Annotated in this window: 12 protein-coding genes and 3 pseudogenes; 4 read left to right on the top strand and 11 right to left on the bottom strand. The window is 66.8% G+C overall.

Annotation, left to right across the window (positions count from 1 at the left end):
* Position 1: 1 nt before the first annotated feature.
* The 3 genes and pseudogenes from sufB to ACODNG_RS07685 all read right to left on the bottom strand — a co-directional run bounded on the left by sufB (position 2) and on the right by ACODNG_RS07685 (position 6,574).
* Positions 2–1,432, bottom strand: a complete 1,431-nt coding sequence (sufB, locus tag ACODNG_RS07695; RefSeq protein ID WP_434520845.1) for a Fe-S cluster assembly protein SufB — start codon at positions 1,430–1,432, stop codon at positions 2–4.
* Positions 1,433–1,484: 52 nt separating this feature from the next.
* Complete coding sequence (locus ACODNG_RS07690; RefSeq protein WP_434520844.1) at positions 1,485–2,405, bottom strand: ABC transporter ATP-binding protein; 921 nt, start codon at positions 2,403–2,405, stop codon at positions 1,485–1,487.
* A gap of 133 nt (positions 2,406–2,538) precedes the next feature.
* Positions 2,539–6,574 (bottom strand): annotated as a pseudogene (locus tag ACODNG_RS07685) (DNA polymerase domain-containing protein).
* A 102-nt stretch (positions 6,575–6,676) separates the two neighbouring features.
* Here ACODNG_RS07685 and ACODNG_RS07680 point away from each other — a divergent pair.
* The 3 genes from ACODNG_RS07680 to ACODNG_RS07670 all read left to right on the top strand — a co-directional run bounded on the left by ACODNG_RS07680 (position 6,677) and on the right by ACODNG_RS07670 (position 7,905).
* Positions 6,677–6,850, top strand: a complete 174-nt coding sequence (locus ACODNG_RS07680; protein WP_434520843.1) for a DUF7331 family protein — start codon at positions 6,677–6,679, stop codon at positions 6,848–6,850.
* 135 nt (positions 6,851–6,985) lie between these two features.
* Positions 6,986–7,408, top strand: a complete 423-nt coding sequence (locus ACODNG_RS07675; RefSeq protein WP_434520842.1) for a DUF7322 domain-containing protein — start codon at positions 6,986–6,988, stop codon at positions 7,406–7,408.
* A 26-nt stretch (positions 7,409–7,434) separates the two neighbouring features.
* Positions 7,435–7,905: a DUF7346 family protein gene (locus tag ACODNG_RS07670; RefSeq protein ID WP_434520841.1), complete on the top strand. Its 471-nt coding sequence runs from the start codon at positions 7,435–7,437 to the stop codon at positions 7,903–7,905.
* Positions 7,906–8,249: 344 nt separating this feature from the next.
* On the opposite strand, the gene rad50 is transcribed toward ACODNG_RS07670, so the two are convergent.
* From rad50 to ACODNG_RS07650, 4 genes are all read right to left on the bottom strand, one after another.
* The gene (gene rad50, locus ACODNG_RS07665; RefSeq protein WP_434520840.1) at positions 8,250–10,943 is read right to left on the bottom strand and encodes a DNA double-strand break repair ATPase Rad50; all 2,694 of its coding nucleotides are present in this window, start codon (positions 10,941–10,943) and stop codon (positions 8,250–8,252) included.
* The gene (mre11, locus tag ACODNG_RS07660; RefSeq protein ID WP_434520839.1) at positions 10,940–12,268 is read right to left on the bottom strand and encodes a DNA double-strand break repair protein Mre11; all 1,329 of its coding nucleotides are present in this window, start codon (positions 12,266–12,268) and stop codon (positions 10,940–10,942) included. Before mre11 ends, rad50 begins: the two co-directional genes overlap by 4 nt.
* Entirely contained in the window at positions 12,265–12,651 is a 387-nt protein-coding gene (locus ACODNG_RS07655) for a hypothetical protein (protein WP_434520838.1), read from the bottom strand. The genes mre11 and ACODNG_RS07655 overlap by 4 nt, the downstream gene beginning before the upstream one ends.
* Before the next feature lie 63 nt (positions 12,652–12,714).
* A complete protein-coding gene (locus tag ACODNG_RS07650) occupies positions 12,715–12,978 on the bottom strand; it encodes a helix-turn-helix domain-containing protein (protein WP_004598708.1) in 264 nt (87 codons plus the stop codon).
* 195 nt (positions 12,979–13,173) lie between these two features.
* On the opposite strand from ACODNG_RS07650, the pseudogene pan1 reads away from it, so the two are divergent.
* Positions 13,174–14,392: pseudogene (gene pan1, locus ACODNG_RS07645) on the top strand (proteasome-activating nucleotidase Pan1).
* 68 nt (positions 14,393–14,460) lie between these two features.
* Here the strand turns inward: pan1 and ACODNG_RS07640 are convergent.
* The 4 genes and pseudogenes from ACODNG_RS07640 to ACODNG_RS07625 all read right to left on the bottom strand — a co-directional run bounded on the left by ACODNG_RS07640 (position 14,461) and on the right by ACODNG_RS07625 (position 17,280).
* Entirely contained in the window at positions 14,461–14,592 is a 132-nt protein-coding gene (locus tag ACODNG_RS07640; RefSeq protein ID WP_280921408.1) for a hypothetical protein, read from the bottom strand.
* 36 nt (positions 14,593–14,628) lie between these two features.
* Positions 14,629–15,805, bottom strand: a pseudogene (locus ACODNG_RS07635) (DHH family phosphoesterase).
* 123 nt (positions 15,806–15,928) lie between these two features.
* Complete coding sequence (locus tag ACODNG_RS07630) at positions 15,929–16,831, bottom strand: NAD-dependent epimerase/dehydratase family protein (protein ID WP_434520837.1); 903 nt, start codon at positions 16,829–16,831, stop codon at positions 15,929–15,931.
* The gene (locus ACODNG_RS07625; protein ID WP_434520836.1) at positions 16,828–17,280 is read right to left on the bottom strand and encodes a DUF5791 family protein; all 453 of its coding nucleotides are present in this window, start codon (positions 17,278–17,280) and stop codon (positions 16,828–16,830) included. The genes ACODNG_RS07630 and ACODNG_RS07625 overlap by 4 nt, the downstream gene beginning before the upstream one ends.
* Positions 17,281–17,325: the final 45 nt, after the last annotated feature.

The raw sequence follows: 17,325 nt of genomic DNA, 5'->3' as shown, positions 1-17,325 counted from the left end.
GTTATCCGAGCGAACCCTCCATCTCCAGCTCGACGAGCCGGTTCAGCTCGACGGCGTACTCGATCGGCAGCTCCTCCGTGATCGGCTCGATGAACCCCGAGACGATCATCTGTTTGGCGTCGTCGTCGTCGAGACCGCGCGACTGGAGGTAGAAGATGTCCTCGTCGCCGATCTTGCCGACGGTCGCCTCGTGGGCGACGTCGACCTTCGACTCGTTGATCTCCATGTACGGCATCGTGTCCGACGTCGACTCGTTGTCGAACATCAGCGCGTCGCACTCCACGGCGGTCGAGGAGTTCTCCGCGCCGTCCGCGATGTGGACGAGACCGCGGTAGTTGGTGCGGCCGCCGTCCTTCGCGATCGACTTCGACTCGACGGTGGACTTCGTGTCGGGCGCGTTGTGGTACACCTTCGCGCCCGTGTCGATGTCCTGGCCCTCGCCCGCGAAGGCGATGGTGATGTGGTTGTCGGAGGCGCCGCGGCCCTTCAGGATCGTCGACGGATACAGCATCGTCGCCTTCGATCCCATCGAGCCGGAGATCCACTCCATGCGCCCGCCCTTCTCGGCGATTGCGCGCTTGGTGTTGAGGTTGTACGTGTTCTTCGACCAGTTCTGGACGGTCGAGTACTGAACGTGGGCGTCCTCGCCGACGAACACTTCGACGCCGCCCGAGTGGAGGTTGAACGCCGAGTACTTCGGCGCGGAACAGCCCTCGATGTAGTGGACTTCCGAGCCCTCCTCGGCGATGATGAGCGTGTGCTCGAACTGGCCCATCCCCTCGGAGTTCATCCGGAAGTACGCCTGAATCGGCATCTCCACGGTGGTGTTCTCCGGGATGTAGACGAACGAGCCGCCCGACCAGATGGCGCCGTGAAGCGCCGCGAACTTGTTGTCGCTCGGGGGGACGCACTTCGTCATGAAGTGCTCGCGGACGATCTCCTCGTGCTCTTGGACAGCCTTGTCCATGTCACAGAAGATGACGCCCTTCTCCTCCCACTGCTCTTGCATGTTCTGGTAGACGATCTCGGACTCGTACTGCGCGCCGACGCCCGAGAGCGCGTTCTTCTCGGCCTCCGGAATGCCCAGCTTGTCGAACGTGTCCTGGATCTCTTCGGGGAGATCCTCCCAGTCGTCGGCGCCGCCGCGCTTGTCGATGTCCGGCCGGATGTACGGAACGATTTCGTTGATGTCGATCTCCGAGAGGTCCGGCTGGCCGGGCCAGTCGGTCGGCATCGGCATCTCCTGGAACTGCTCGAGCGCGCGAAGGCGGCGCTCCAGCATCCACTCCGGTTCGTCTTTGTCCTCCGAGATGACGCGGACCGTCTCCTCGGTGAGACCCTTCTCAGTCTGGAAGGCGGACTTCTCCTCCTTCTTGAACTCGAAGCGGGCCTCGGTGTCTGTCTCCTTGAGGTCGTCCTGTTGTGAACTCATAGTGTATTGTTACGGATTCCCGTGTTTACGTGTGTCGCGTGCCCGCATTCGGTTACGCTGCCTCGAAGGCGTCCTCGCGGACCCAGTCGTACCCCTCGTCCTCGAGCTTCTCGGCCAGCTCCGCGCCCCCGCTTTTCACGACCTCGCCGTCTAACATCACGTGAACGTGGTCCGGCTCGACGTAGTCGAGGATGCGCTGGTAGTGGGTGATCTGGAGGATGCCCGTGCCCTGCTCGTCGCGGAGTGCGTTGATCCCCTTCGAGACGTCCTTCAGGCGGTCGATGTCCAGCCCGGAGTCGATCTCGTCGAGTACGGCGACGCTCGGCTCTAACATCGCGGCCTGGAGGACCTCGTTCTGCTTCTTCTCGCCGCCGGAGAAACCGGCGTTGAGGTAGCGCTGCATGAACTTCTCGTCCATGTCGAGCAGCTCCATCTTCTCGGAGAGGATCTCCTGGAACTCGGCGACGCCGATCTCGCCGTCGTCCGCGGGACCCTCCATCGGAGAGGTCTCGTACCCCTCCTCGTCTTCTTCGGCTTCCGCCGCTTCCTCGTCCTCCTCTTCGAACAGCTCCTCGCGCTCGTCCGCCTTCGCGTTGAGGGCCTGTCGGAGGAAGTTCGTCATGGTGACGCCCTCGATCTCGGCGGGGTACTGGAAGCCGAGGAAGATACCGAGCGCGGCGCGCTCGTTCGGCTCCAGCTCGAGGAGTTCCCAGTGGTAGTCCTCGTCGTCCAGATCGGCGTCGACGTCGGCGACGTCCTCCTCGCTGAGGTGGAGCAGGATCTCGCCGTCGGTGACCTCGTAGGCGGGATGGCCGGCGATGACCTTCGCGAGCGTCGACTTCCCCGAGCCGTTGGGACCCATCAGCGCGTGGATGTCGCCGGACTCGACGGTCAGGTCGACCCCGAGAAGGATGCGTTCGCCGCCCTCTTCCGCCACTCGTGCGTGAAGATCGTTGATTTCGAGAGTAGCCATATGTATTCTCGTGCCTCGTACGTTGACGGTAGGGGTTGAGGGGGTTAATGGTTACGCATCTACCCGTCAAAACTCTCGAATCCGTTAAGAATTTTTCCAACGACCGAAAACTGATTTCCAAGACACGACTCTACTACATGAACGAGCCGAGCCCTGTCTGCTCCTGTCCGGTCTTGACCTCCTCCCACGACATCCCGAGCGCCTCGATCACGCGCTCGATGGGGCCTTTCAGGGTCTTGTCCAGCATCTTCTCCCAGTCGACCTCGAACTCATCGGGCACCTGGTCGGCGTACTCGAAACAGATTACGTCCGGGTCGCGTTTGAACTCCCCGTACAGTGCGTCCCGCTGCGGGTCGAGTCCCTTCTCGTCTTCCATCCGCGCCCAGAAGTCGGGGTGGACCTTCTCGATGTACAGCCGCTTCGGCTTCGACCCGCTCCCGAAGTTCGTCCCCAGCATGAGGTTCGCGTACTTCGCGCCGCGGACCTGCGCGGTCGGGGTGTCGTAGGCGTCGAGCTTCTTGCCGATCCCGCCGGGGATCCCGATCTCGTCGAGGTCCATGTCGCCGTCGAGCACGCGCGCGATGACGTCCACGAGGTACTCTTTCACCTCCTCTAAGTCCTCGTCGATGTCGTCGCCCGTGACGATCGTCTCGATGACGTTCTGTTGGACCTCTTTCGTGATGCCGGCGATGTCCGAGCGCTTGTACTCGAAGCCGGTGATGTCGATGTCGTCGACGTCTTTCCCCTCCTTCCAGACGATGTGGCCCGCGTACCGCTTCTTCTTGCCCGCCTGGAAGAACCGCCGATAGAGCTTCTCGAACTCGATCTGGAAGCGGTGGAACTCAGCGTTTAGCTCGTCGCGCGCGAAGTCGTCGTAGCGCTCGTTGATGTGGTCCTCTATCTCGAAGGAGGTCTCGATCGCCTCCTCCTTCGACATATCAGATAACGAAAGCATGACCGAGTCAGTGTCGCCGTATGCGACTTCGTAGTCGAGTTCGTTTGCCGCCTCCTCGGTGAAGTCGATGACCTCCCGACCGGTCGCCGTGACGGCCGCCGCGCCCTCCTTGTCGTAGAGCCGGAACCGGTCCCATCCCGTGACTCCATATAACGACTGGCCGACAAATTGGAACTTCCCGTTCCGCCCTGCGAGGAGCGTGTGATTGTCCTCGACGGTCACGCAGTAGACACCGTCTTCGGCCTCGCTTCGACTTCCGCTCCGGTGCGATTCGAAGCGTGTTCTTCGCGTCTTCCGTGACGTAAATCCGCCAGCTCCCGCTGTCCCGGTTGTAGCTCGCGGTGAGTCCGAGGTGGGCACACAGGCGGAGCACGTCGTCCCGAAGCCGCTCGCTTGACGTCGTGTACCGCCACGACCCGGTCTGTCGGCTACCGTCACCGTCGATCAGGGTCTCCAAGAACGCGCGCTTCTGCGTTCTCGTCGCCTCGAATACGCGGTCCGGAATCCGCTTCTCGAAACTCCCGTCGCCGCAGCGGTCCCGGAGGAGGTCGCCGAGCAGCTCCGAGGTGAACTGATAACTGCGGTCGTCGACGTAGTAGTCCAGCCCCATCCGATCGAGGAGTTGGCCGATCGTCTCGTGGTCGGAGTCGCCGCCGTCGGCCACGGCGTCCTGTGCGATCTGTATCGTAGTCGCGGAGCCGCGAAGGTTGTCGCCGAACCGCTTCTCTTCGGAGGTGTACACGTTCCCTTCCGTGACGTACCACGCGAGCAGTTCGAGGAAGTCGTCTCCGTCGTAGGTCCGCGGAATCCACTTCCGTCCGGACTCGCGGTGAACGTAGCTCGTCTCGCACACCGACTCGACGTACTCGCGGTGTTCCTCGAACTCGGCCGCCGTGAACACGTAGCCGGTCTCGCCGACGTCCGACTTCGGCACGCGCCGCGGCGTCCAGTCAAGCTCAGCGGTGAACGTGTGGCCGTGGACGCTGGGTCGGACCCACACCTCGTACTCGCCGTCGACGAGTTCGGTCAGATCGACCCCGTTGATCCGTTCGCCGTCCGGTCCGTCCCAGTCGTGAGGCAGTTCGTAGTTCGTCGCCCGGTCGAGGTCGCCCGCCTCCACGAAACTGTACCCGTCTTCGGTGATCCCGTTCGTCTCGTTCTTCCGGACGAGCATCCGGTGATTCGGCGTCACCCGGAAGTCGATCTTCGACGTTTCGATGTCGACGAGTTCGTCCCGGTAATCCGGATACGCGTGGGTCTCTTCGACGGTCTTCACCTCCATCTCCTCCGTATCGGGTTCGAGCGAGTACACGGCGTCACCGACCTCCAAGTCCGTAATCGACCGAACGCCGTCGGGAGTCACGACTTCGGTGTCCGGAGTGAAGCAGTTCATAATGACCTTGACAGAGGCCTGCTGTCGGTCGTACTGCTCGTACGGCTCGGTGCCGGGGTCGTGGTCGTTCCGGAGCGCCTTCTTCTCTTCCCGCTCGGAGAGCAGCTCGTCGACCATCTCGCGCATGATCCCGTCCGGCTGCTTCCGGAAGTGAGTCCCGTTGGGCGCGACGTACGTCTCCCCGTCGTACTCTGCGGGATCGACCTTGGTCTCGGGGCCGGCGTTGATCGTCACCATACACATCGGGTAGAGGCTCTTCAGGTCCTGGACCGTCACCATCTCCTTGACGCCCGTGATCGGGTCGAAGACGGCGCCGCCCTCGAAATCTTCCGACTCCTGTTGGCCCTTGGTCGGGAGCGCGAACTTCCCGAACGCCTTGTGGAGGACGTACATGTCGACGGTGTCGCCCGGCGTCGGCGCGTCCTCTATCTTACAGCCGACGAAGGTTCGCACCTCGTCCCAGAAGGCGATCACGTCCTGCTTCCGGTCGATCTCGACGCACAGCTCCACGTCGCGGATGCTGTACTCCAGTAAGCGCTCGGGGTCCTGCTCCCAGAGATCGCCGATGTCGCCCGTGTACCGCTCCTTGCCGACGCCGAGCTCGCGCTCGCCGACCGCGTCGAGCCGATACGACTCCAGCTCCGTGAACATCGTCCGCTTGTAGGCGTACAGCAGGTCGAAGACGACCCGCCCTTTCACGTCGGGACCGCCCCAGCCGGAGCGCCACACCTCCCCGATACGGGAGAGGCGGTCGACGTCGAGGTCGTACTCGCTCCCGTCGTCGAGAACCTCTAGCCGATCGAGGACGTACGGTGCGTCGAAGTCCTCGAAGTTCCACCCGGTCAGCAGGTCCGGGTCGGTGTCGTCGATGTACTCGACGAACGCGTCGAGCATCGCGGCCTCCTCCTCGAAGGTGCGGACCTCGAAGTCGAGCTCCCCGCTCTCATCTCCGACGATCCCCTCGTAGTCGGGGAGATCCTCCGGGGGCGGGATCTCGGTCACCGGCGCGTCGTACAGCCAGACGACGTACTGATCGTCGTAGGAGTCGTGGCTGGTGAGACAGATGATCGGCTCCTCGCCGTCCTCGGGAAAGCCGCGTCGGTCGTCGACCTCGATGTCGAAGGTGTTCACCCGCATCTCCGCGTCGACCTCGGCGGGTTCGAGGTGCCCCTCGTGAACCTGTATCGTTCCCTCCCCGTCATCGAGGCGGCGCTCCTCGACGCGGATCCCGCCGTTGATCCCGTTGTCGATCAGAAAGCGGTTCGGGAAGAGGATGTCCGCCTCGAAGCTCGTAGCGAAGTCGTCGCGGATGTTCCCCACGTCGCGGGGCGTCCGGGTGACGATCCGGGTGAGCGGCTCGCCGCGGATGCTCTCGTACGGCTCTCCCTCCGCGTTCTCCTCGCGCGTTCCGATCACCACGTCGTACTCCTCAACGGGGTCGCGGTCGAGGTCGGCCGTGGGGACGTAGAAGTACGGCTCGACGCCGAGCACGCGGAGGTGTTCGACGGTGTCGTGGTCGACGTCGTCGTCGACGTTCTCGGCCGGTCTCCGACCGAACACGTGGACGACCGGATACTCGTCGCTGCCGTACCCCTCGACGGCGTAGTCGATCTGGGTGATCATCAGCTCGACGGTCCCCGTCGACTCCGGGAACTTCGCCTCGTCGACGTCGACGACGTCGCTGACGCGCCCCCGCCCGCCGCCGGCGACGACGGCCGCCTCCTGTGCGGCCAGAGCCTCTCGCTCGGTTTCCGTGTCGCCGTCGGTCCCCTCGCTCGCGTCTCCGCTCGACGAGAAGTCCGACAGCCCCGACTGAGTCATACCCGTCCTTCGGCGGCACCCGGCTAAAAAACTCGGCTTTCGGGTCCGGCGAGGTCTCCCGCCACGGAAAAGCATTTAATGTGTGATGACTTACCACGGTCTATGTCTTCGGACCCACGTTCCGAACCCCAGGTGGCTCGCCCGGCCGATTCCGACGCGGTCGACGACGAGGTGGAGGTGTACGAGGACGACGGGAACGTGGTGCTTTTCGACGCGACGAACCCCCTCGCGTGGGTCGAAGCGAGCCGAACGGTGCGGCTCGCCGACGCGGTCTGATCGCGGCCCGACCGGGTCCCCACGCTCGCTTTCCGACCCTGCTTCGGACGTGTTCGCAGCGACGGCGGTGAGTACGCGGCCGTACCCGCGCGTTCGGACGGAACCCCTTTGCCCCAGCGCGGCGTACGCCCGGGCGTGTTCAGCCTCGACGAGGACGACGAGGGCGAGGTCTCCTTCGGGGAGAGCTCCGACGCCGAGCGGGAGATGACGCCCGACATCCCCGAGGCCCCCTCGGTGAAGTCGTTCGACGACGACGGCGACGAGGACTTCGAGGGCGGGAGCGAGGTGGACCAGGCGACTCTCCGCGCGTTCGTCGTCGCCGTCGTCTACGCCAACGCCGCCGTCCTCCTCGTCGCGCTCGGGCCGATGGTGTGGTTCTTCGAGGGCCGGTCGCGGATCGGCGTGGCCCTCTTCGTCGCCGGGCTCTTAGCGGGCGTTCGGACCTACCAGACGTACCGAGCGTGGAAGCGCTCGCGAGACGGGATCGACGGGTCGGACTCCGACGAGCAGACGGACGAGCCGGACGCCGATACCGACCCGACGCCCCCGGAAGCGTAATGTCCGACGCCCGCGCTCTTTCACCTATGGAGACGGTTCGCAACGACGAGGGCGAGACGTACCTCCTCGTGAAACGGTCCGCCGAGTCGAGTCGTGTGCGGGACCCCGCCACCGGCGCGGAGCGGTACGTCGACAACGACGACCTCCGGGTCGTGGACGGCGAGTCGGCGCTGGCGACCGCTGCCTCGGGCGTTCCGGAACCCGTCCGTCGGACGCTCGGGGCGGTCCGCGACGACCGGTCGCTCGGCCTGCTCGCGGTGGTCGTCGACGAGGGACCGATCGCCGCGATCGATCTGCTCGACGCGGCCGACATGTGTGAGTCCGATCTCCACGGCGCGATCACGGAGTTCCGTGCGGCCGGGCTGGTCGACGAGGTCGATGTCGCGGGGCGACGCGGCTACGAGGCGACCACGGTCGCGATCGAGGCGATGGGACTGCTGCGGAGTGGGTCGGAGGGCGGCGAGGGCGGTGGGGTTGACGAGCGCGACGGCGACTGATCCTCCACTTATAAGCGCGGTTCGTGGCCGTCCGCGGCTGTTTGCGTCCGTTTCCTCGATCGGCCGAGCGTGAGCCTCACGCTTTCCCAGCCTCGTCGGTGGTCCTCCGCTTCGCTCCGGATCACCGACTCCCTCGCGCGTGCTGTCGCCGGCGCTACGCGCCGGCTGCCAGAGGGACCTCCGGTCCCTCGCGACTCGCGGCCGCCGAGGGCGGCCGCTCGCAGGCACGCGCCGACGCGGGAGGTCGGATGTCGTCGCGGTCCCCGTCGGCGGTGTCGCCGCGGAGTTCTGCCGGTCGCGTTGTCATCGAACGCTTATAAAAAGAACCGGCGCAGCGGGGGCGCTCAGTCGTCGGCGAGTTCGGCGACGTCGAGTTCCGCCGCGTCCTCCCGGCGGACGGTCGACCGGTTCGAGCGCGGGTCCTTCTCGACGGTGACCAGCTCGTCGGCCGCGCCCACCAGCTCGTCGTCGTGGCTCACGATGACGATCTGCGCCACGCCGAACCCGCGCATCTCCTCAACGAGCCGGACGAGCCGCGAGACGTGGCCGGCATCGAGGAAGACGGTCGGCTCGTCGAGGATGAGCGGCGGGGTCGGCGCCGCGCCCTCGATCCCCTCCGAGAGCAGCCGGTAGATCGCACAGCGCAGCGAGAGGTTGAACAGGGCGCGCTCGCCGCCGGAGAGCTGCTCCGGGTCGAGTGGCTCGCCGTTCTTCTGGTAGACCGTGAGGACGTACTCGCCGTCCAGCTCGATGTGCGAGTAGGCGTCGTTGCCGTAGACGAGATCGAACGTCTCGTTCAGCGTGCGTTCCAGCTCGGTAACGTTGCGCTGGCGGAGCTCTGCGCGCAGGTCGCCGTACATCGACTCCAGCTCGCTCGTCTCCTCGTGAAGATTCTCGAGCGACCTGACCCGTTCTCCGAGCGCCTCGCGCTCCTCGCGAAGTTCCTCCAGCTCTCGAATCTCGCCTTTCACCCCGCCGATCGCGTTCTGGAGCTCCGTCCGTCGCTCGTCGAGGCTGTCGAGTTCGCCGGCGACCTCTTCGAGGTACTGCTCGGCGTCCTCTTTCCGCTCTTTCGCCTTCTCGACCGCGTCTTCGTCGACGGCATCCGCGAGCTCGTCGCGTCGCTCGCGCTTGTCCGCGAGGCGGTCGCGCCGCTCGTCGTTCACCTCCGTCAGGCTCTCGCGCTTCTCTCGACGACGTTCGATCTCGTCTTCCGCGTCCGCGATTGCCGACAGATGCTCTTCGATCTCCGTCACCGCCCCGCGAGCGTCGTCGATCGCCGACAGCGACTCCTCCAGTTCGGTCACGCGCTCCGCGGCCCCCTCGGCCTCTTCGCGCTTCTCCGCGGCGACCTCGCGGGTCTCCTCGGCCTCCTCGCGGAGCTCCGCGGCGCGTTCGCGCTTCTCCGCCGCGGCGTCTCGCTTCCGCTCGGCCTCCGCGCGCTTCTCTTCGACCCGCCCTTCGAGCGTTTCGACCCGTTCGTCGATCTCGTCGAGCCGGTCCGCTGCGGCCGCGAGCTCGTTCAGCTCCGCGATCCGATCGTCGAGGTCGCTCTCGCGTTCGCGGGCGCTTTCGAGTTCGGTCTCGAGCTCCGCCACCCGCTCGCGGTCATCGTCGATCCCGCTCGCGTGCGGCGAGTCCTCGACCGGCTGGCCGCACTCCGGACACTTCCCCGCCGCGAGCAGCTCTTCTGCCTCTTCGACGCGTTCGCGTGCGTTCTTTAGCTCCGTCGACAGCTCCGCGATCCGCTCGCGGACCTCGCCCCGTCGCTCTCGGAGCCGCTCGCGCTCGTCGCCGACGCCGTCGCGGTCGACGTCGGCGTCGGCGGCCGCGAACCGCTCGCGCAGCGTCTCCGCCTCCTCGCGGAGTCCCGCGATCGAGGACTCGCGCTCGTCGGCCTCGTCCGCGGCCGCCTCGGCCTCCTCGGCGAGGTCGTCTGCCTCCTCTTCGACCTCTCCGGCCCGCTCGACGCGGTCGTCGGACTTTCCGGCGAGGTTCGTCGCCTGATTGCGGAGCGCCTCGGCGTTCACCCGCTCCTCGTCGAGATCCTCGCGGATCTCCGCCTCTCGGTCGTCGAGTTCCGCGCGACGTTCGGCGATGGCCTCCTCGCTCGCCGCGTCGAGGCCGGCGTCGTCGAGCCGCTCGTCGATCGCCGCTTCGATCTCGTCGATCCGCTCCCGGCTCTCGCGGATCGCGTCGCGGTGGTCGTCGCGCTCGCGCTCGGCGCTCCGGATCGCCGCTTCGATCTCGTCGATCTCGGTCTCGACCGCCTCCAGCTTCTCCCGCTTCTCCGCGTGCGTCGACAGCGTCTCCGCGGCGGTCTCGCGCGTCTCCTTCGCCTGCTCCCGTTGCGTCTCGTACCGGTCGATCTCGTCTGCGACCTCGGCGAGTTCGCTCTCAAGTTCGTTGAGCCGCCCGTGGAGGTCGCGGTCCTCCTTCGCCGCGATCTGCTCGTCGAGCTGATCGAGTCGACCGCGCCGGTTCTCGAGGACGTCCTCGACGCCGAGCCGGGCGTCGCCGGCGCGGTCGCGGTACTCCTCCAGTTTCCCCAGCTGGAGCAGGTCGTCGATCGTGTCCTGTCGCTCTCGCGGGGTGGCGTTGATCAGCTTGTTCACCTCTCCCTGCCGGACGTACGCGCAGTTGACGAACGCCTCGGCGTCCATCCGCAGCAGCTCCGTGACGAACTCGCGAACCGCTCGCGCGCCGTCGCGGGTCACGTCGCTCTCGTCGGTCGATTCGAGGGTACACTGGTGGTCGATCCGGCCGTCGTAGGACTTGAGTCGCCGCTCGACGCGATAGGGGACGCCGTCGTGGGTGAACCACAGTTCGACCTCCGTCTCCTCCTCGCCATTGGTAATGACGTCTTCGAGGGTGCCGTCGAGCGCTTTCGACCCGTATAAGGCGAAGAAACAGGCCTCGAGCAGCGACGACTTCCCGCTGCCGTTGAGACCGTGGATGACCGTCACTCCCTCGGTCAGCCGCAGGTCGGTGTCGCCGTACGGCTTGAAGTTCGCGAGGCGGACGCGGTCGAACTTCACAGGTAGTCCTCCATGGAGACCTGTCCGTCGGTCGCCGCCGGGTCGGGGTCCGCGGTTTCCGCGGGATCGGACTCGGCGTCCGCTTCACCGGGTCCCGCTCTATCGGCGTCCGATTCATCAGCATCCGATCCGTCAGCGTCCGATTCGTCAGCGTCCGGCTGCTCGTCGGAGTCGCTGTCGGCGGAATTGACCGGCTCGAACGCATCGAGGTCCCCCTCCTCGTCAAGCTGCTCCTCGACTCTGCGTTTCACCGTCTCGCGGACGTTAGCGTCGGGGACGGTGTCCGCGCGGACCGCGTTCTCGACGTCGCGCGCGGCGGTCGAGAGCGACATCTCGTCGAGTCGGTCGCGGACGGCGTCCTCCGGGTCGGCGAAGCTCACGTCGACCTCGCCGTCGGTCTCCACCTCGCGCCGGTCCGTGACGCGCGCGATGAGCGCGCCCTCGTCGGTCGCGAACTCCTCGACGGCGGCCGGCGTCACCGGATCCCCCTCGCCGGTGATCTCGACGTGGACGACCGCCTCCACGAGGTCGTACTCGCGCACGCGCTCGCGAACTCGGGACTCGCCTTCCCCCTCGCGCAGTTCGACGGGGACGAAGACGAACGGGCGCGTGTCGAGCGCCCGGCGCCGGATCTCCACGCGGTCGTCGCCGCCCGCCGCGTCGGCGTCGAAGACGACGAGGTTGTAGCCGCGCCCCTCGCGTTCGCTCGCGCTCGCGCGCTCTGTCGATCCCGGATACGTCACCCACGTGTCGGCGACCTGCGCGGTATCGGGGGTGTGGTTGTCGCCGAGCAGCATCGCGTCGAACGCGACGTCGCTCTCGGTCAGCACGGTCTCGGTGTCCCAGTCGGCGTAGCCGAACGGCTCGAAGAGACCGTGCGCGACGAGGGCGGCGTACTCGGCGTCGTGGTCGGCGAACGCGTAGTCGAGGTCGTCGCGCCGCGAGACGGGGACGTGGTCGAGTCCGTAGAAGGCGGTGTCGCCCACCACGACCGGCTCGTCGCCCAGCCGGGTCGCGAGTCCGAGCCGCTCGAAGAGGTCGAGCCACTGGCCGCCCCGCGTCGACTCGTGGTTGCCGACAACGGCGAGAAAGGGAATTCCGGCGTCGTCGAGCCGACGGAGGACGGAGATAGTCCCCATCAGGTCGCGGAGTTCGGGGCGGCGGTCGTGGAAGAGGTCGCCGGCGTGGACGACGGCGTCGACGCCGTCGTCGACCGCGTCGTCGACCACGGTCTCGAACGCGTCGAGGAAGTCCTGGCGTCTGACCGGCGAGTGGTACTGCGAGTACCCGATGTGGGTGTCGCCGGTGTGGATCACCCGTGTCATCTGTCCGTGCCTTGGCCGGTGTCCGGCTTAGGGATTCCGGGGCCGGAGCGGAAGTGGTCGCACCTCCGCTCCGTCTCGGTGTCGCGGTCGGTACGGTCACGGTGGTCTGCCGATCCGTCCGCTGCTGCCCGTCGAAACGCCCGGTACGCCGCGAGCGCGTCGCGTCCGCGCTCGGCGGCGGCCTCGTCGCCCGCGTGATTCGCGGCGTCGACCGCCTCCGCGAGTCGGTCGAGACCGACGGCGTCGATGAACCCGGCGGCGCGGCGCAGATCGGAACGCGCGGCGTCGGCCTCGTCGATCACGGCGACGTAGGGGCGTCTCGCGGTGTCGGTGCGCGTCGCGAGCGCGGACAGCGCGCGCTTGACGGCGGTAGTCGAGACCACGGGCCGACTGGCGCGGCACCGGGTATAAGCGATCGGCCGTCCGCGTTCAGATGCCGAGCGAGCTCAGATCCCCAGCGAGTACAGCCGCTTACGCGCGTCCGTGAAGGAGAACCGAGAGTCGACGACGCCCTCCTCTTCGAGCCGCGACAGCGCGTACCGAACGGTCCGCGGCGGGAGCAGCGTCTCCTCCGCCAGCTCGCTCTGGGTGAGCGTGTCGTTGTAGTCCAGTACCTTCGCGACCAGCTTCGCGCTCGGGGGGAGGTCGCGAACGGCCGCCCAGCGGTCTGCGGTCCCGTCGTCGGCGGTGACGGCATCGGTCGTGCTCATGCGTGTCTCGATCCTTGGCATGCCGAGTGATAATATTTACTATCCATTTTAATTACCATGGGGCATTATACCTCCCGGACTTCCTCGGATTGTCGGCGATGCGCTCCGACGCCGTCCGCCGTCGACGCCGGTGAAACGGGCGGTGTCGTTCCCCCACCCGAAGCCTCTTATCCGCGAGACGCTTTAATAAACACAATGAGCGACACGGTCGACGACGTCGACATGCCTTACGACGAAGGCTCGGCGTCGAAACAGGAGAAGATCGACTCCTTACAGGAGCGGCTCGACGTTCTCGAGTCCCAAAACGAGGAGATGCGCGACAAACTCCTCGACGCCAACGCGGAGAACAACAAGTACCAACAGAAGCTCGAACGGCTCACCCACGAGAACAAGAAGCTGAAGCAGTCCCCGCTGTTCGTGGCGACGGTCCAAGAGATAACGCCCGACGGCGCCGTGATCAAACAGCACGGCAACAACCAGGAGGCGCTCACCGAGATCACCGACGAGCTGCGCGAGAAGCTCGACCCCGACGACCGCGTCGCGGTCAACAACTCGCTGTCGGTGGTCAAGAAGCTGGAGAAGGAGACGGACGTGCGCGCCCGCGTGATGCAGGTCGAACACTCGCCGGATGTCACCTACGCCGACATCGGCGGGCTCGAAGACCAGATGCAGGAGGTCCGCGAGACCGTCGAGATGCCCCTCGAACACCCCGACATGTTCGAAGACGTGGGTATCACTCCCCCGAGCGGCGTCCTGCTGTACGGTCCCCCCGGAACCGGCAAGACGATGCTCGCGAAGGCGGTCGCCAACGAGACGGACGCGACGTTCATCAAGATGGCCGGCTCCGAGCTGGTCCACAAGTTCATCGGCGAGGGCGCGAAGCTCGTCCGCGACCTCTTCGAGGTCGCCCGCGAGAACCAGCCCGCCGTCCTCTTCATCGACGAGATCGACGCGATCGCCTCGAAGCGGACCGACTCGAAGACGTCGGGCGACGCCGAGGTCCAACGGACGATGATCGCAGCTGCTCTCCGAGATGGACGGGTTCGACGAGCGCGGCGACGTCCGTATCATCGCCGCGACGAACCGTTTCGACATGCTCGACCCTGCCATCCTCCGTCCCGGCCGCTTCGACCGGCTCATCGAGGTTCCCAAACCGGAGACCGACGGCCGCGAGATCATCTTCCAGATCCACACCCGAAACATGAACCTCTCCGACGGGGTCGACTTCGCGGAACTGGCCGATCTGACCCCCGAGGCCTCCGGGGCCGACATCAAGGCGATCTGTACGGAGGCCGGGATGTTCGCCATCCGCGACGACCGCACGGAGGTCACGCTCGACGACTTCCTCGAAGCCCACGAGAAGCTCCGGCAGGACGAGGAGACGAGCGCCGACGACTCGCTGGCGTTCGCCTGATTCAGTCCCGGCCGTTCTCCGCCCCCGAGTCGCTTTTTGTCTCTCCGTCCGCGATCGGAACGCTCCCGCTACAGCGCCGCGACCGCCAGATACGGCGCGACGAAGAACAGCAGGAACACCAGACCGACCGCGATCCCGTAGCCGGCACCCACTCCGACGAGCGCCAGCCAGCCGTCGTCGACCCCGTCAGCGATGCTCATATCGGACTCTCCGCGACCCGGAACTTAAATCTGCGTTCACACGTCGCCGGCCATCGCCCGGAACAGTCCGTCCGCGAGCGCGTCACGGTCGACGGTCGATGATTCCTCCTCTCCCGTGGGATCGATCTCCGGTTCGATCGTTCCGCCGCCCATCCGGGAGTGTCCGCCGCCGTTCCCGTTGTCGATGTCGTCCAGCACCGCTGCTATCGCGTTCCCCATGTGAACTCGGTCGTCTCGCGACCGTCCGGAGAGGTGAACCGTCCCCTCCCGTTCGCCGATCACCACGACCGCGCTAACCCCCTCCAGCTGGATCAGCTCGTCCGCGGCCTGCGGGATCGCGTCGACGTTGTTCACCCCGCCGACGTCGGCGACCCCGAACGATCCCTCGACGCGCCGTCCAGCGATCGCTCGGGCTTTCACCTCCAGTACCTCCGCGTCGACAGCGGGGTTCGCGATCCGATCGAGTCGGTCCTGATCGACACCGGGGTAGAGATACGCGGCCGCCGCGAAGTCGGGTTCGCTGGCGCCGACGGTGAGGTGTTTCGTGTCGGCCAGGATCCCGTACAGCAGCCCCGTCGCGGTGTCGGTCGACAGCGTTAGGTCGCTCCCCGTCTCGCTCGCGTGTTTATCGGGCGGAACGGGGACCGCGTCGTTGTCTTGGAAGTACTCGGCGACGACCGACGCGGTCGCGCCGTAGTCGGTCCGCACGTCGGTGAACGACTCCCCTGCGCCGTCGCCGGGGTGGTGGTCGACGACGGCCATCGGCAACACGCCGTCGGCGCCGGCGAACCCCCGTGGCTCGTTGTGATCGACCAGGACGACCGCCTCGGCCGCCAGGTCGCTCACGTGTTCTATCGGCTCCAGTTCGAGGTCGAGGACGGTCCGGAACGCGCGGTTCTCTTGGTGGCGGATCTGCCCGGGGTACTGGACGGTCGCGTCGACGTCGACCTGGTCCGCGAGGGAGGCCACCCCGACGGCCGCCGACATCGCGTCCGGATCCGGATTCGGATGCCATCAGCACCGTGATCTCCTCTTCGTCGGCCAGAAGCCGTCGGAACCTGACGCCCGGCGTGCGTCGGGCGCGGAGCACGACGAGGACGACCGCGACGGTGATCAGGGCGACGAGCGCCACGCCGACGGCGATCTCCGGGTTCTCTCGAAGCACGGCTTCCGCCTGCGAGAATCCGTCACCGGCCGCGCTCATCGCTCGCATACGTTGTGGCCAATCGCTCCCGATACATGAAGCTTCGTTGCCGTTCCGACCGACTGAAACCGACGGAACCGAACGTGATCGGGCGACTCCGTGCCGACGCGGCCGCCGTTCAGACGAGGCGCGCTACTCGGTCCGCGCCCGATACGCGCGCACGGCGTCGCGGTATCCCGATCGAAACGTCGGGTGGGCGAACTCGTAGCCGAGGTCGCGGAGCAGCGCGTTCGAACACCGCTTGCTCGTCCGGATCCGGCGCTCCGCGGCCGAGGACAGGTCGCCCGCCGCGATCCGCTCGTCCTTCGACAGCTTCTCCGGACGCAGGACGCCGCAGGTGTCCGCGAGCCAGTCGGCGAACGCGTGTTTGTCGACCGGCTCGTCGTCCACGACGAGGACGACCCGGTCTCGCGCGCGATCCTCCTCCAGCAGGTGTCGGATCGATCCCGCGGCGTCGTCGCGGTGGACCATGTTCAGATACCCGGCCGTCACCGGTCCCTCTACGTACCGCTCCAGTCGGTACCGACCCGGACCGTACAGTCCAGCGAACCGGACGACGGTCCCGTCGATCCCGGCGTCGGCCGCTCGCGCTGTCGCGATCCGTTCGGCCTCGGCGAGGACGCGGGTCTTCTCCGTGGTGGGTTCGACCGGCGTCTCCTCGTCGACCCAGTCGCCGTCGTGGTCGCCGTACACGCCCGTCGAGGAGGTGTACACCAACCGGTCCGGCGGGGAGGCCCGCGAGCCGTACTCGTCGACGACGTTCGCCAGGCCGTCGACGTACACCTCCCGCGCCGCGTCGGCGCCGCGCCCGCCCGAACTGGCCGCGAAGACGACCGCTTCCGCGTCCGGCAGCGCCGAGAGCGACCCCGGGTCGGTCGCGTCCGCACGGACGGCCTCGACGTCTGGACCGAGGGCGTCGACCGTGTCGAGTCCGGCGTCGGACCGCCGGACGCCGGTCACCGCGTGGCCGCGGGCGTCGAGCTGTTCCGCCAGCGCCAGTCCGACGTAGCCGCAGCCGACGACGACGACCCTCATGGCTTCCGACGCTCAATGACCGCGAGGATCTCGGCGAGCTGTCCGATCGTCATCGTGGTCCGGCCCTCCAACGCCTGCTGGACCTCCTGCCCGGTGAGGTCGGCGTCGATCTTCGCGGCGATCGCGTCGACGTCGAGGACGGCGGTCGCCATCCCCATCAGCAGGTGGTCGCGGACCTCAGCGACCATCGCGTCGGCGTCGCGGTCCGGATTCGCCGCCGCGAGGACGGCCGCGGCGTCCGCGACCGCGATTCCTTCGATCTCGCCGTCGCGGACGGCGGTCGCATCCGCCTCGGCCAGTCCGATCTCACCGACGAGTCGGTCGGTCTCGAAGCCCGACGCCGCCTCTGACACCAATGCCTCGAAGGCGGCGAGCAGGTCCGCCGCCGCCGGCTCGTCGGCGTCGACGGCGGGTCCGGGCTCGCCGCCGTCGACGACCTCGTGGAACATACTCCCACTCGGTCGCCGCGTCTCAAAACGCCTGCGGTCGGACGC

The organism is Halorubrum sp. AS12 (genome assembly GCF_051122765.1).
GTDB lineage: Archaea > Halobacteriota > Halobacteria > Halobacteriales > Haloferacaceae > Halorubrum > Halorubrum trapanicum.
The sequence above is the reverse complement of the archived record's forward strand: the minus strand, read 5'-3'. Positions and strand labels throughout refer to the sequence as shown.